A 15,308-nucleotide genomic window follows, 5' to 3' on the forward strand; every position below is an offset into this window, starting at 1 on the left:
TTACGGAAGCCGGCCTGCGATGCGAGTAATTGTTCAACTATTGTTGCACGATTGTCGTTTGGCGATTACCTTGCGCACAGGGAGGATATGGCATGAATTCAAGACAGTACACACACCCCACTTTGGAAGAAATATCGCTCGAACAGATATTTTCTGCCCTATCTGATCCTGTCCGGTTGCAAATTTTAAAAACTCTTTCTGATGGGTCCGAAAGAGACAGCATTACTCTCGCAGAAGATCTGCCCAGGTCTACCCTCAGCTACCACACACGGAAGCTGAGGGAGTGTGGTCTTACCTGGACGCGTAGTCAAGGTAGATCCTGCCTAATCTCACTTCGAAAAGAAGTCAATGAGAAGTTTCCAGGATTATTGGAAGGAATAATTCGAAATGCTTAAAAAGCTGTGGCCCTACCTATTGGGAAGCGTGGCCTTAGGGTTAGACGCATACGTCATTGCAGGCTTATTGTCCAACATCGCGAAAGACTTGGACGCATCCGAGTCCATCATCGGTTTGGGAGTAACTGCTTTCACCGCAGCATACGCCTTATCGGGACCGATCCTCTCAGGAAAAGCTGGAGTACATGCCCGCAAGAGCTTAGTAATTGGCATTATTGTATTTTCGCTGGCAAACCTCGCCACTGCACTCTCCCCTAACGCTGTGACCTTCATTTTATCGCGCGTAATAGCAGGCTCTGCAGCGGGCGTCTATTCTCCACTATCGTCCGCAGTTGCGGCCCACAGCGTACCTGAAGAAAAAAGCGGCAAAGCACTCTCTCTTGTTCTAGCAGGCCTCGCTCTAGGTACTGTTCTCGGTGTCCCCACCGGCTTAATCATTGCAACTAATTTCGGGTGGCGGTTAACTATCGCGATGATTACTGCAATAGGATTAATTGCACTCCTAGGGGTGGCCCTCAATAAAAAGCAAACGGTTCCGACTATTCCTGCATCTTCCTTCAAGGAGCGGGCGAAGGTCATGGCAAAAAAGACTAATATATTCACTATATTAGTGACGTTATTTGTGGGCACCGCTTCCCTAGGTCTCTACACCTACATATCGACGGTGCTAGCGCATACCCCTCTAGACAATCATCAGATTGTGGGAATCTGGGTATGGGGAATTGGCGGCGCTATCGGCGCTTTTGGGGTAGGGCATCTACTTGATGGGTTTAGAAAGCCAAGAACACTCACTTTGAGCATTATTTGCGCAATGGCCCTATCTTTCATTGCTATACTATACGGTGCAACGAACATGATCGTGGTTGTCGCAGCCATCTTTGCTTGGGGTCTACTGGGGTGGTCTTCGCTGGCCCCTCAACAAAAAACTCTCCTAGAGACGAATCCTTCAGATGGGGCTACCGCTGTAGCGGCAAATTCATCAGCCAACTATTTGGGTTCAGCCCTTGGTTCCGCACTTGGAGCTTTAGTAGTTCCTAATTTCGACTTTCTACTTTGGGGCGCGCTCGCGTTCGTTCTCTTGGGGGGGATTATGCATGGTTTCGCAGTTAGGGAAGAAAAGCGAGCGTCCTATGTGCAACCACATAATTCGGCTACAGTCTAATTCTATTTAACTTATAAGTCAGTTGAATTTTAAACCAGAGCCTTATTCTTTCGTTGAAAAGTTCTTCTTTTTAAAGTATCGGTCCTCCGCAGGATCTAAGGCTTTCAAAACCACCGTTTATGAACCCACCTTAGGCAACTATCCGGAGGGCTGCGACAAGCTGGTTCGTTTCTGGAAGGAATTATTGACAAACGAAAGGAACCCGCGCTTTACGACATGGCGTGAAGCTTTAGATCTTCACCAATTTTTGGCAGAAATTAGCAGCTACCAGAAGGGGGCTGTACTCTACCCGTCTGGGCCCCAAAGGTTTCAACTTGACAGAAGTAGTTCCGAAAGATTGGGATAGCCATTAACTATTCTGGCGGAAACCTTGGCCGACTGACCTTTTCGCTAACGCAATACCCTCAGCCTGGCGCTCACGGATAATGGCCCGCTCAAACTTCGCAAACGAACCAAAATGCCGAGCATTGGATCCGCACGCGGATCCGTGGTGCCTTTCGCAAACGTGAGATTCTAATGAAGAAAAGTAACAGTCACGCCCGTGTCGGTAAGTTCATCAACCATACCGCGCGAATCCGTGTGCGCGGTGGAAACTATTGCTGACAACAGCCTGACAGAATCGTTTAGCGTCACGCGCAAGCGTGAAGTACTGCGCGCTCGGAAAGTCTAATCCAATCATGTGCTACCAAGGAGTTTTCCAATGGTGCATGCGCTACAGTACGCACCGGCGACACTCTTAGTGCGACTTTGAACCTCGATGCTTTAAAGCCCTCACTTCGGTAACGTTGGAGCAAAATCAATCCCATAATCCATCCTCGCCTTTATAAAAGGGAATAAACTGAAGTGACATCATAGGGCACACTCCACAACTGCACCTGCGGGAAAATTATCTTTTAGACCACTGGCGGACGGCCGGGATGGGCACCTTCTGCAAAACCAGCTTCGTAGAGGAGATCGAGCACCTTGACCCCAGCTAGGTAGGCTTCAATTTCCTGCGCGTACAGCGGGAAAAGACCCAAGAAGTGGACTGTCACACCGCCGAACTGTGTCTTGAGCAGGTCGAACTCAGTATCCAGGGAAACCGCGCCACCGAGAACGAATCCAGAGAAGTCACTGCCCGGATAGGTTTCCTCCAGGGACTCACCCCACTGGGAAGAGGAGCCATACGACAACCACGAGTTCGTGCTCCGGGGCAAGCGCGCAGTCATCTTCAGCAAGTCTAGCGGCCATGAGATCCCTTCTCGCCCTTCATTCGCACTCGACGTGACCTCATCTAGGGGCCAGTCACCCGGCAGAGTCATGATCAACTCAATGCGATCGAAGTCTTGTCTGCCCTGAGGCATCTCCATCTTGTGCCAGCTCATACCGGACGTGACCAGTGTCCATAATGGACGCTCTTCGGTGGGCCGCCAGCAGTAGATGTGGACCGGTTGCTCGTCCAGTCCGAGTATTTCGTGGTAGACCCAGTAGTCCTCACCGAGGACGGGGGTGAACCGCGAAGCGACGAGGTCGTCGGGATTGAACTCTTGTCCTGCAATGTTGTCCATGGTTGGTTTCCTTCCGCATGCGAATTCAGGGGCCGGGAAGAGAATTACCAGCCGTCCTCGCCTGCTTCGACCCTGCTATCGATCAGCGCGCGGATCGGCTCGTTGTACCACTCCTCCAGGATCTCCTCTTCCGCCAGGCGCATGGCTTGTGCGTGGCAACGACCAGTGACTTCACCCGGTATCCACGGGTTGTCTCCGTTTTCTTGGCGCCACTGGGCGATGAGTCGATAGAAGTGATCATCACAGCGCTCGCAGGCTGCTTCGTTTGCTTCCTCGAAAGCGGCATGAATCGTTTCTTTGTCGGTAGGTCGACCAAGTTCTTCATGTGCCGCACGAATCGTCTCTCGGGAAATCATTGGTACATCCTTCTAATGTCGTGGTATTGGCCATTAATAAGGCAGGCGGTGTTGCGGGGGGTGGGTGGTGCTAGGTAATGAGCTGTTTCCTGCCCCGATCCGCTGCGCAGGGGCGGATTCGAGCAGGGGACTTAGCGGTTGATCGGGGTCGGCTCGATCTTCCACACCTCGTTCGCGTAGTCGCGGATGGTGCGGTCGGAGGAGAAGCGGCCGGACTCGCAGATGTTGATCCAGCACATGCGTGCCCAGTGCAGCGGGTCCGCGTAGTACTCGGCTGCCATGCGGTCGCGGGTCTCCTTGTAAGAGTCAAAGTCACCGAGGACGTAGTACGGATCGGCGGTGTTCCAGCCGCCGTCGATAAGCAGGGAGTCGCGCAGATCGGCGAACATGCCGGTGCCGGAGTCGTCGAGGGTGCCGTCGGTAAGCGCATCGATCGCACGCTTGATGGCGGGGTTGTTCTCGTAGACCTCCTGGGGCTGGTAGTTCTCCTTGAGCTCCGGCAGCTCCTCCTCGCATGCGCCGAAGATGTAGGCGTTGTCCTCGCCGACGGAATCGACGATCTCCACGTTCGCGCCGTCCATGGTGCCCAGGGTCAACGCACCGTTCATCATGAACTTCATGTTGGAGGTACCGGAAGCTTCCTTACCGGCGGTGGAGATCTGCTCTGAGACGTCGGTGGCAGGAATGATCTGTTCCGCCGGGGAGACGTTGTAGTTCTCCACGAACACAACGCGCAGGAACTCGGAGACCTCCGGGTCGTTGTTCACCAGGTCACCGATGGCGTTGATGAGTTTGATGATGCCCTTGGCGCGGTCGTAACCGGGGGCCGCCTTCGCGCCGAAGATGAAGGTGCGCTTGGGCACGTCACGCTCACCGTCGTGCTTGATGCGGAAGTACAGGTCCAGGATGTAGAGCGCGTTGAGCAGCTGGCGCTTGTACTCGTGCAGGCGCTTGATCTGGGTGTCGTAGACGGACTCGGGATCGATCTCCACGTGCTCGTGGACGCGAACCCAGTCGGCAAAGTCGCGCTTGTTGGAGGACTTGATAGCGCGCAGTTCCTTCATCACTGCGTCATCGTCAGCGTAGCGGCGCAACTCCTTGAGCTTGTCCATGTCGGTGACCCATGCGTCAGAACCGACGAGACGGTCCAGCAACTCCGACAGACGCGGGTTGCACATGCGCAGCCAACGGCGCGGGGTGACACCGTTGGTCTTGTTGTTGAACTTCTCCGGGTACAGCTCGTGCCAGTAACCCAGGGTGTCGCGTTTGATGATCTCGGTGTGGATCGCGGCGACACCGTTGATGGAGTACGCGGCGTAGCAGGCGATCCACGCCATGTGCACCTTGTTGTCGTGCACAGGCGAGTATTGGTGAATCGTGTCGGGAGAAAGCTGGCGGGACGCCATGTCCTCGCGGTAGCGGCGGTCGATCTCCACAACGATCTCCCACACTCGGCCGAAGAGCTGCTGGAAGATGGATACGTCCCAGGTTTCCAGGGCCTCCTGGAGGACAGTGTGGTTGGTGTAGGCGAACGTGTTGGTGACAACGTCCCAGGCATCTTCCCAGGTCATGCCGTGGTCATCGAGCAGGATGCGCATGAGTTCCGGGATGCCCAGCACCGGGTGGGTGTCGTTGAGCTGCACGGAGTTGTAGTCGGCAAAACCGCGCAGGTCGTCCCCGTGGTGCTCGATGTAGTTGTCCACCATCTCCTGCAGCGAGGCGGAGACGAAGAAGTACTGCTGGCGCACGCGCAGCACCTTGCCGTCGTAGGTGGTGTCGTTCGGGTAGAGCACGCGGGTCAGGTCATGCACGGCCTCGCGCTCAAGGATGGCGTCAGAGAAGCGCTGGGAGTTGAATGCGTCGTAGTCGAACTCGCTCATCGGGGAGGCGTCCCACAGGCGCAAGGTGCCTACGTTGTCGGTGCCGTACCCGGTGATGGGCATGTCGTAGGGGATGGCACGGACGTGCATGTCGTCGAATTTGACGATGCGCTGCTGCGTGCCGCGGCGGACCGCGAACGGGTGGAAGCTCTCACGCCACGCGTCCGGGTGCTCCTTCTGGAAGCCGTCAACGATCTCCTGGCGGAACAGGCCGTAGCGGTAGAGGATGCCGTAGCCGGTGACCGGGTAGTCCTGCGCGGCGGCAGAGTCGAGGAAGCACGCAGCCAGGCGGCCCAGGCCGCCGTTACCCAGCGCGGCGTCGTGCTCAGCTTCGAGCACATCGAGGAAGTCGTGGTCATTCTCTGCTGCTGCGCGCTTCGCATCGTCCACCAGCCCAAGGTTGGTCAGGTTGTTCAGCAGCGCGCGACCCATGAGGAACTCTGCGGAGAAGTACGCCTGCTGGCGGGTGGCAGAGTACGCCTCGCGAGTAGCCTCCCACTTGTCGCCGATGTTCTGGATGACGGCCAGGGACAGGCCGGTCCAGAACTTCTTGCGGGATGCGGAGTCGGGGGCGGAACCAGAGACCGAGCGGACGTGGCCTCCAACAGTGTCAACGAATGCGGGCGGATGTGCTGGCATGTTCATTGCGGTGTTTACCTCAGTTATTCATCTGGTTTCATCAGGGTGCGCTTTCGTGCGCCTGCCACTGTACCGAGATTGCGGATACTGGGTGCCGCCCCAACTAGTGCACCCGCGCAACATCAGACGACATCGACCAGCACCGAGCAGCATCGGGTAATCCCGAGCAACACAGGGCTACTGCAGCACTGGGTTGTAGCGCAACGCGTTGCGCACGGGAGAGCATTCTGTGGCGATGCGCAGCCTGTCGGCGAGTCGTCCCTCTTCACGCAACCGGTAGAGGTTGCTCACCATGCGGTCGCGGATGTCGTAGGGGGACAAGGTGTTCACGTAGACCTTGGTGCCGCCTTCGAAGCCGGCCAGGGTGGATACACGCCATTTCAGGTTGATGTGCCACGGCATGGGCATGTCCAGGTCGATGGGTTTGTGGTGCCATTCTTCGTTGCTCGGTACTTCCGGGCCGGTCGCCGCGTGGGCGGCGTGAATGAGGTCGGACATCCCGCGCACCTCGTCTGCTGTTTGCAGCCACGGTTCCGGGGTCGCGGACTTGGAGTAAATGTTCATGGTGGGGTAGCGGTGGCCGATGCCCGCCGTCATCACCGCGTGATCGTTCTCCGCGATGATGAGGTTGTGGTAGCTGGCGTAGTTGATGCCCCACTCGTTGTAAATGTTGGGGTTCTGGCGCAGTTTGTCTATCTCAAAGTCGGCTTGCACACCACGTTCGTCGATCGCAACGAGCTGCTTGTGCAGATGGTCGAACGAGGCACCGGCAGGAGCGAGCCAGTTTTGGAAGACGGACACGTACGGCGCGTAGCGGTTGCGTTCATAGAGGTCGCGCAAGGAATCGATGGTGAACGCGATGAACGCGTGGTGCTCGTCGGGCGTCAGGGTGCCGGAGGACGCGAGCTGGGAAGAGTCCTCCGCGCCGTCGACAAAGTGGCGGCTGCCGATGATCACGTCGTGTCCGCCGCCGAAGTAGGCGGGCACGTGCGCGAGCAATTCCTCTTCGGTCAGGTTGTCGTCGTGGCCGCCGGCTTTCAGGCGCATGCGCACAACGTCGAAGACGTGGTGGCGCCCGGCATCGTCGGCGAGGTAGCGCTCCATGTGGTCTTCGCGGGAGGTGTCCATGTGGAAGCCGTAGTTCTTCGCCCAGTAGTCGTAGGAGACGATCTCGAAGAGGTTAGGCACGCGGCGGAACATCGGCTGCGTGTCATCTAATTCATGCGGCAACAGGTCGCGGAGGATCTCCCACCCGCCGTCGCGCTGGACAATGCGGGATTTCTCCGGCGGGGTCTTCAGCTTACGGTCCGCGCAGAAATTGCAGGAGTCGGTGAAGTCGTGCGGCTCCAGGGAGTGCGGTTCTTGCTTGGGTACGGCCAGCGGCCGGTTGCCGCGCCCCGGCACCGTCCACACCTGGGTGCCCGAGAACGGGTTGTACTGTTTGATGGTTCCGTCCGCCATGTGGCTGATCGGGTCGCGGTGAGTCATGCTCCTCAAGGCTATTAGCTAGTCTGTTTTCATGCCTGCTATTCAGTTTGACGTGCTTGTTCCCGACGATTCCGCCGCGCGCGAAGTGGGGGAGGCATTCACGCGTGCGGTGGAGATTTTGGTGCGGCGCGGCAAGCTTAGCGACGGCTCCGTCCGCCACACCGGCACACCCGACCTCCACGGGGACACCCTTGAGCAGCTGCGCGGCGCCTACCGCGAAGAGCGTGGGGAAGAGCCGGACGGGGCAGTCGTGCACCGCTACGTCATTGAGGCCGACGGGGCTAGTTCCATCAACAGCCTGGCCATGGGCTTGTCGCGCGTACTCACCCCGAAGGCGGATTTGCCGAAGGATCCGGTGGCGCTGGAGCGCCAGATGGACTTCGAGCTTCCGGCTGTCTATCCCTGGGCCGTGGAAGTGTTGAGGTAATCCACCGCGGCCTGGGCGCCGGCGCGAATGAGTTGATTGCGAACGTCCTCCTCGGACTCGCCGGGCTCACCGATCTCCACCGTGATCACATCGTCCGGCAGCTCTTCTTCGAAGCCGCCCGCGATGACTGCGACGGTAGCACCGGTGCCCTCTGCGAGCTCGGCGACGACGGAGACCACCTTGCCGCCCGCGGACTGCTCGTCGTATGTGCCCTCGCCGGTGACTACGAGGTTAGCCCCAGCGATCTTCTCCTTGAGGCCGTAGGAAGAGGCGACGGTGCGGGCACCGGAGACGACGTGGACGTGCTCGTCGTTGCCGTGCAGGAACCGCGACAGCCACGTGATGCCCACGGGCAGCGCGCCGGCGGCACCGTAGCCGGGCTGGTCCGGGTCGATGCCGGTGAACTCGCAGAAGTGGTGCAACGCGGCGTCGACACGCTCGATGTCTTCGTCGCTGGCACCCTTCTGTGGACCGAAGATGCGGGCAGCGCCACGTGGGCCGGTTGCGGGGAACTCGGAGTCCGCCAAGAGCACCCAGTCCACAGACGCTGCCGGAATGTTCAGCTGCGCGGTGTCGATGTCGTGGAGGTCGCCCAAGTTCCCGCCGCCGTGGCGCAAGGGGTGCCCGTTGGCATCCATCGGGTTGGCGCCTAGGGCAACGAGGATGCCGGTGCCACCGTCGATCGTGGCAGATCCGCCCATGCCCAGCACGATCGTTTTCGCGCCGCGGCTCTGCGCGTCAGCGATGAGAACCCCAGTGCCGTAGGTGTCGCCAGTGAGTGGGACAGGCTTGTCCTTGACAGCGGGTAGGCCTGTTGCTGCCGAGACGTCGATGTACGCGGTTTCCTCCGCGGCGTTGTAGACGTAGCTCGCCTCGGTGAGACGTCCAGCGGCATCGGTGGTGGGGAGAGTGACCACGGTGCCGTCGAAAAGCGAAGAAGTGCCTTCGCCCCCGTCCGCCATAGGCATGTGCTCAATGTCACAGTCGATGATGACGGACCGGATTCCTTCCGCAATCCATTCCGCAGCGTCGGCGGCAGAGGCCGTGCCCTTGAACGAGTCTGGGGCGACGATGACGCGGATGGTCCGCGCATCTGGCTGAAAATTAGCAGGTAGTCCCGCGTTGCCTTCGTCGTCGTTACGCGGGCCGAGGGCGGGGTAGGAGTGCGTCATCGAGGTCCTTTGTTCTTTGCTCATCCAGCTGGGTGTTGCCGGACGCGGTAGGTTCATTGCTGCTAGTTCACCGAAGACGATAGCAACGGGATGGCAGGAAAGAAGCGCGGTCGGCCGAGGCGGGACTATAGTGCTTACCTGTCAACCGTTAGAAAAGGAAAGGATCCAGCATGGCTAACTACGACGATGAAATGTCCGGTTACTACGACAAGCTGCTCCGCCGCAACGCCGGCGAACCCGAGTTCCACCAGGCAGTCGCTGAAGTCCTCGACTCCCTGAAGATCGTCCTGCAGAAGGATCCTCACTACAACGACTACGGCCTCATCGAGCGCCTCTGCGAGCCGGAACGCCAGATCATCTTCCGCGTGCCGTGGGTCACTGACTCCGGCGAGGTACGCGTTAACCGCGGCTTCCGCGTCCAGTTCAACTCCGCGCTGGGACCTTACAAAGGCGGCCTACGCTTCCACCCGAGCGTGAACCTCGGCATCATCAAATTCCTCGGCTTCGAGCAGATCTTCAAGAACTCCCTGACCGGCCTGCCCATCGGCGGCGGCAAGGGCGGCTCCGACTTTGACCCGAAGGGCAAGTCCGAGCAGGAGATCATGCGTTTCTGCCAGTCCTTCATGACAGAGCTGCACCGCCATATCGGTGAGTACCGCGATGTTCCGGCGGGTGACATCGGTGTCGGCGGCCGCGAGGTCGGCTACCTATTTGGCCAGTACCGCCGCCTTTCTAACGAGCACGAGTCCGGTGTCCTCACCGGCAAAGGCCTGACATGGGGCGGTTCCCTGGTCCGCACCGAGGCCACCGGCTACGGCGTTGTCTACATCACCAACGAGGCCATGAAGCACAACGGTGACTCCTTTGACGGAGCTAAGGTCATCGTCTCTGGCTCCGGCAACGTAGCCACCTACGCCATCCAGAAGGCGCAGGAGCTTGGCGCCACCGTCATCGGTTTCTCCGACTCGTCCGGCTGGGTGGAGACGCCGAACGGTGTCAACCTTGAGCTGCTCCGTGAGATCAAGGAAGTCCGCCGCGGCCGCGTTGACGAGTACTGCAAGGAGGCAGAAGGCACCTTCCACTCCGACGGCTCCATCTGGGACCTGTCCGCCGATGTCGCTCTGCCGTGCGCAACCCAGAACGAGCTCGACGGCGATCACGCCCAAAAACTCGTGGACAACGGCGTGAAGTATGTCGCCGAGGGTGCGAATATGCCGTCCACCGCTGATGCCATTGAGGTCTTCCGCAAGTCCGGCACCCACTTCATTCCGGGCAAGGCCGCTAACGCCGGCGGCGTGGCAACCTCTGCACTGGAGATGCAGCAGAACGCCTCCCGTGACTCCTGGTCCTTCGACTACACCGACGAGCGCCTCAAGCGCATCATGGAGAACATCTTCCGCAACATCTCCGATACTGCGGCAGAATACGATCACGAAGGTGACTACGTTGTCGGCTCCAACATCGCCGGCTTCAAGAAGGTCGCCGACGCTATGCTTGCTCAGGGCGTTATCTAGCCTGATCTAGGCTGCGCCACCTGCAACACACCGCCCCGGCCTGCCGGGGCTTTAGTGTTTCTACCAGTACTTTAGAAGTCATGTACCGCGTATTTGAAGCATTGGATGAGTTGGTCACCACTGTCGAGCAGGCTTACGGCGTGCCCATGACATCGAACTGCATGGTTCCCCGTAACGAAGTGCTCGCGCTGCTTGACGACATCCGCAACGCCCTCCCCGTCGAAGTCGACGATGCACAAGACGTCCTGGACAAGCAGGACGAGATCCTCCGCGGCGCCGAGGAGCGCGCAGACGAGATGATCGTCGAGGCCGAAGATCAAGCTCAGCGCCTTGTCTCCGACGCCCACAACGAGTCCGAGTCGATGCTGGGTGAGGCGCAGCAGCGCGCCACCATGCTCGTTGCCACCGCCGAAGACGACGCGAACACGCTCGTCGACCGCGCACGCGAGGAGGCCGACACAACGGTCGACCGCGCCCGTCGCGAGTCTGAGCGCCTTATCGCTGACGGTAACGAATCCTACGAGCGCTCTGTGGCCGAAGGCCGCGAAGAGCAGCAGCGTCTCGTCTCCGAGGCTGAGGTCACCCGCCGCGCCGACGAGGAAGCGCACCGTATCGTCGAGACCGCCCACACCGAGTCCAACCGCCTGCGCACTGAATGCGATGAGTACGTCGACTCCAAGTTGGGCGAGTTCGAGGAAACTTTGACCAGTGTGCTGCGCACCGTCTCCTCTGACCGTTCCGCTCTGCGCCACGGCGCCGGAGCATCCGGCCGTGCTACGCACGCCGATGGGTACGCTCGTTACGACCGTGAGCGCGCTGAGCGTCCAGAGCGCCCCGACCGTGCCGACCGCGCTGATCGCGCCCGTCGCCCGCGCTCGAACTAGCGCATCACCGCCCCTGCCACCTGCTCTGCCTGAATCTGTCGCGGGGGCGGGGACACGGTAGGCTTGTGCGCGTTATGGCTACGAATCCGTTTGTCTTCGATGTAGCCGACGTCCTGCGCGGCGACGGCCTTCCGAAAACTCTCACTCACACCGGCCCATCCCCTTCACGCATCGGCCCCGAGATGATCGCGATCCCGGAAGGCGCCGACGTTGAGGTGGAGGCAACGATCACGCCGCTGGGCAGTGGCGTGCTCGTTGATGCTACAGCGACCGCTCAGCTGCAAGGCCAGTGCGCCCGCTGCCTGCGTCCCCTCACCCCGACCGAGACCCTGACCGTCTCCCAGGTCTTTTCCGGTGGAGACGACTTCATCACCGGCGACGCTGAGGATGACGCGGATGCCGGCTCCGGCGACGATGTGCCCCGCATTGTGGACGACACAGTCGATCTGGAACAGGCGTTTGTCGACGAAGCAGGCCTGAACCTGCCGTTCAACCCCACCTGCCAGCCGGAGTGCCCGGAAGATTCCGAGGTTCCCGCGCCCGACGGTATCTCCGAAGAAGAGACGGACCGCGTCGACCCGCGCTGGGCCGGTTTGGAGAAGTTCCTCGGCGACGGGGACAGCGGGAGCAAATAGTGCCGCGGGCGAAGAAGAACAAGATCTCGGGTTCTCAGGCGTGGGCTGAGGCGTTCGCGGGAATCGATCACGCTTCACTGCTCGAGCGTCTCGGTGTTGACGTTGAGCCTGATCTGCTGAAACTGGCGCTGACTCACCGGTCTTTCGCGAATGAGCACGGGACCCTACCGAACAACGAGCGTCTCGAGTTCGTTGGTGACGCCGTGCTGGGCCTCACGATTGCCAACGAGCTGTTCGACCGTTTCCCGTCCCGGCCGGAGTCTGACCTGTCGCCCATGCGCGCCCGCATCGTCTCGCGCTACGGGTTGGCGGATGTTGCTCGCAGCATCGACCTCGGCGCACACGTCCTTTTGGGGAAAGGCGAGGAAGCCACCGGTGGCCGCAAGAAGGACTCGATCTTGGCGGACACGACCGAGGCTGTGCTGGGTGCGATCTACCGGCAGCACGGCTTTGATGTGACCCGCGACGTGATTACCCGGCTCTTCGACGACAAGATCGAGAACGCGCATTGGATCCAGGACTGGAAGACGGAGCTGCAAGAACGCGTCGCAGAGCTCGGCGGCAACCCGCCCGTCTACACCGCCACGGCCAAGGGGCCGGAGCACGAGCAGATCTTCACCGCCGAAGTCGCCATCGACGGGGTTCGCCGTGGCGTAGGCCGCGGCCAGAACAAGAAGACAGCGGAGCAGAACTCGGCCCGCGAGGCATTCTTCTTCCTCAAGGAGCACCCTGAAGCTGTCGCGCTGAGGCAGAAGTAAATGCCCGAACTCCCCGAAGTCGAGGTAGTCCGGCGGGGGTTGGACACGCACATCGTCGGCAGCACCTTCGACACCGTCGAGGTGCTTCACCCGCGCGCTGTGCGCGGCAACGATGTCGATCTCACGGAGATCCTGCCTGGCCTGAGTGTCACGGGCACAGGTAGGCGCGGCAAGTTCATGTGGCTCGAGCTTTCCGACGGCGCCGCGGTCATGGTCCACCTCCGCATGTCCGGCCAGATGATCGTCGGGGAACCAGGGCTCGTCGACAGCCCTCATCTGCGCATCCGCGCGCTCATGCACGGCGTGGGTTCCGCGCCATTCGAGCTCGACTTCATTGACCAGCGCACATTCGGGTCCTGGCAGTATACGCAGCTTATCGACGGCATCCCCGCCGCCATCCCGCATATCGCCCCGGACCCGTTCGAGACGGATTTTGACCCAGTGGCTACCGCCCGTGCGATCCGGAAGAAGAACGTGGCCATTAAGACGGTTTTGCTGGACCAGTCGGTGGTCAGCGGCATCGGTTCTATTTATGCCGACGAGGCTATGTGGGCTGCAGGGATCAAACCCACCCGCAAGGGGCGCGCCCTACGGCAGCGCGACGCAGTCCGGTTGCTGGAGGAATCTCGCGCCGTGATGGCCCGCGCGCTCCAGGCAGGCGGAACGAGCTTCGATTCGCTCTACGTCAACGTCAACGGCGCCTCCGGTTACTTCTCCCGATCCTTGAATGCGTACGGGCAGGCGGACGAGCCGTGCGCCCGCTGCGGTACCCCCATCGCCCGGACCGTGGTCAATGGCCGATCCAGTTATTTTTGCCCGGTCTGCCAGGTGCTTTAGGCACTGCTCCTAGTAACCATTACGTCGATGGGGCGGGTTGCCGATAAACTCCCCGGCATGGAAACCGCCTTAAACGTTGTTGACGGCACCATCAACGACATTCTCTGGACATACATCGTTCCACTCTTCCTGGTGCTGGGTGGGCTGTACTTCGGCCTGCGCACGATCTTCGTGCAGATTCGGTCGTTGCCGGACATGTTCAAAGCCATTACCGAGTCCCCAAAGGGCAAGGACCGGGAAGGGCGCGACCTGGATGAGGAATACGGTGGGCTCTCCGCGTTCAAGTCCTTCACCATCTCTGCTGCCTCCCGTGTGGGCACCGGCAACGTCGCCGGTGTTGCCCTGGCTATCTCTGTCGGCGGTCCCGGCGCTGTGTTCTGGATGTGGATGCTCGCCCTTCTCGGAGGAGCGACGGCCTTCGTTGAGTCGACGCTTGCCCAGCTGTGGAAGACCAAGGACGAGGACGGCAACTACCACGGTGGCCCCGCTTACTACATGACCCGCGGTCTGGGCTGGGCCCCGCTGGCCACGATCTTTTCCGTCTTTCTCGCGTTGACCTACGGGTTCGTCTACAACGCCATCCAGACCAACTCGATCGTTGAGGCAGTCGGCGGTTCCCTGGGCACCGACTCACTGGTTATGAAGGGCGCGGTCGCAGCGATTATCGCGGCGCTGACTGCAGTGGTCATCTTCGGCGGTGTCACACGCATCGCTAACTGGACCCAGGTCATCGTGCCGTTCATGGCCGGCGCATACATCATCATGGGTGTCACCGTCGTTGTGTTGAACATCGGCGAGGTCCCTGGCATGGTCAGCCTCATCGTGGGCCACGCCCTCGGCTTCCAGCAGGTTGCTGGTGCCACGGTCGGCTTAGCGCTCATGCAGGGCATGCGCCGCGGCTTGTTCTCCAACGAGGCCGGCATGGGCTCCGCCCCGAACGCCGCTGCGACTGCAACCGTGTCCCACCCGGTCAAGCAGGGCCTAGTGCAAACGCTCGGCGTGTACTTTGACACCCTCATCGTCTGTTCCATCACGGCCTTCGTCGTGCTGCTCGGCCCGGCGGTGAGTTACGGAAAAGACGACATCCAGGGCGCCGCGTTGACCCAGTCCGCGCTGGCTGATTCCGTCGGTGCATGGGGCGCCCACGCGATCACATTCATCCTGTTCTTCCTGGCGTTCTCCTCCGTGCTGGGCAACTACTACCTTGCACAGGCCAATGTGGAGTACCTGACGGAGAACAAGACCGTCATGCTCGTCTTCCGCCTTGTGGTGATTGGCTTCGTCATCTTCGGTGCATTCGGCTCCGTGCCGCTCGTGTGGGCGCTCGGCGACACCATGGCTGGTCTGCTGGCCGTCTTCAACATCGCGGCAATTGTTCCGCTTGGCGGAGTGGCCATCAAGCTGCTGAAGAACTTCAACGAGCAACGCCAGCAGGGCATGGATCCGGTCTTCCACCGCGACATGCTGCCTGAGGTGAAGAACGTCGAGTTCTGGGACGGCTCCGACCCAGTCACCCGCCGCAGCATCGAAGATCGTGTCACCGCACGCGATGCACGCCGCTCTGGCGAAAGCAACGACGAGGGCGGGCTGACAGAAGCACGCTAATCTGGTCTG

General features: G+C 60.2%; 14 protein-coding genes. 9 read left to right on the plus strand and 5 right to left on the minus strand.

Annotation, left to right across the window (positions count from 1 at the left end; genetic code table 11):
* Positions 1 to 92 precede the first annotated feature (92 nt).
* On the plus strand, positions 93 to 395 hold the full coding sequence (locus KBX17_RS02415; protein WP_083770279.1) for a helix-turn-helix transcriptional regulator: 303 nt from the start codon (positions 93 to 95) through the stop codon (positions 393 to 395).
* Positions 388 to 1,557: an MFS transporter gene (locus tag KBX17_RS02420; RefSeq protein ID WP_256018378.1), complete on the plus strand. Its 1,170-nt coding sequence runs from the start codon at positions 388 to 390 to the stop codon at positions 1,555 to 1,557. The genes KBX17_RS02415 and KBX17_RS02420 overlap by 8 nt, the downstream gene beginning before the upstream one ends.
* A gap of 893 nt (positions 1,558 to 2,450) precedes the next feature.
* On the opposite strand, the gene KBX17_RS02425 is transcribed toward KBX17_RS02420, so the two are convergent.
* From KBX17_RS02425 to KBX17_RS02440, 4 genes are all read right to left on the minus strand, one after another.
* Positions 2,451 to 3,104, minus strand: a complete 654-nt coding sequence (locus tag KBX17_RS02425) for a suppressor of fused domain protein (protein ID WP_256018379.1) — start codon at positions 3,102 to 3,104, stop codon at positions 2,451 to 2,453.
* 44 nt (positions 3,105 to 3,148) lie between these two features.
* Positions 3,149 to 3,460: a hypothetical protein gene (locus tag KBX17_RS02430; RefSeq protein ID WP_256018381.1), complete on the minus strand. Its 312-nt coding sequence runs from the start codon at positions 3,458 to 3,460 to the stop codon at positions 3,149 to 3,151.
* 131 nt (positions 3,461 to 3,591) lie between these two features.
* Positions 3,592 to 5,985: a glycogen/starch/alpha-glucan phosphorylase gene (locus KBX17_RS02435; protein WP_305086159.1), complete on the minus strand. Its 2,394-nt coding sequence runs from the start codon at positions 5,983 to 5,985 to the stop codon at positions 3,592 to 3,594.
* 171 nt (positions 5,986 to 6,156) lie between these two features.
* Complete coding sequence (locus tag KBX17_RS02440) at positions 6,157 to 7,467, minus strand: DUF4921 family protein (protein ID WP_256018384.1); 1,311 nt, start codon at positions 7,465 to 7,467, stop codon at positions 6,157 to 6,159.
* Positions 7,468 to 7,498: 31 nt separating this feature from the next.
* Here KBX17_RS02440 and KBX17_RS02445 point away from each other — a divergent pair, with 31 nt between their 5' ends.
* The gene (locus tag KBX17_RS02445; protein WP_256018385.1) at positions 7,499 to 7,894 is read left to right on the plus strand and encodes a hypothetical protein; all 396 of its coding nucleotides are present in this window, start codon (positions 7,499 to 7,501) and stop codon (positions 7,892 to 7,894) included.
* Here the strand turns inward: KBX17_RS02445 and KBX17_RS02450 are convergent.
* Entirely contained in the window at positions 7,864 to 9,090 is a 1,227-nt protein-coding gene (locus KBX17_RS02450; protein WP_256018387.1) for a glycerate kinase, read from the minus strand. The genes KBX17_RS02445 and KBX17_RS02450 overlap by 31 nt on opposite strands.
* A 146-nt stretch (positions 9,091 to 9,236) precedes the next feature.
* Here KBX17_RS02450 and gdhA point away from each other — a divergent pair, with 146 nt between their 5' ends.
* The 6 genes from gdhA (at position 9,237) to KBX17_RS02480 (ending at position 15,299) form a co-directional block, all read left to right on the plus strand.
* Complete coding sequence (gene gdhA, locus KBX17_RS02455; RefSeq protein WP_005289661.1) at positions 9,237 to 10,580, plus strand: NADP-specific glutamate dehydrogenase; 1,344 nt, start codon at positions 9,237 to 9,239, stop codon at positions 10,578 to 10,580.
* Between the two features lie 80 nt (positions 10,581 to 10,660).
* The gene (locus KBX17_RS02460) at positions 10,661 to 11,464 is read left to right on the plus strand and encodes a DivIVA domain-containing protein (RefSeq protein ID WP_005289662.1); all 804 of its coding nucleotides are present in this window, start codon (positions 10,661 to 10,663) and stop codon (positions 11,462 to 11,464) included.
* Between the two features lie 74 nt (positions 11,465 to 11,538).
* Positions 11,539 to 12,099 carry a DUF177 domain-containing protein gene (locus KBX17_RS02465; RefSeq protein WP_256018388.1) on the plus strand — a complete coding sequence of 187 codons (561 nt, stop codon included), beginning with the start codon at positions 11,539 to 11,541 and terminating at the stop codon, positions 12,097 to 12,099.
* Positions 12,099 to 12,857, plus strand: a complete 759-nt coding sequence (rnc, locus tag KBX17_RS02470; protein WP_005289664.1) for a ribonuclease III — start codon at positions 12,099 to 12,101, stop codon at positions 12,855 to 12,857. Before KBX17_RS02465 ends, rnc begins: the two co-directional genes overlap by 1 nt.
* A complete protein-coding gene (gene mutM / locus KBX17_RS02475; protein WP_255998299.1) occupies positions 12,858 to 13,694 on the plus strand; it encodes a bifunctional DNA-formamidopyrimidine glycosylase/DNA-(apurinic or apyrimidinic site) lyase in 837 nt (278 codons plus the stop codon). It begins immediately after the preceding gene.
* Positions 13,695 to 13,751: 57 nt separating this feature from the next.
* Entirely contained in the window at positions 13,752 to 15,299 is a 1,548-nt protein-coding gene (locus KBX17_RS02480; RefSeq protein ID WP_256018390.1) for a sodium:alanine symporter family protein, read from the plus strand.
* Positions 15,300 to 15,308: the final 9 nt, after the last annotated feature.

Source organism: Corynebacterium sp. CCUG 65737, assembly GCF_024454115.1.
Classification (GTDB): Bacteria; Actinomycetota; Actinomycetes; order Mycobacteriales; family Mycobacteriaceae; genus Corynebacterium; species Corynebacterium genitalium.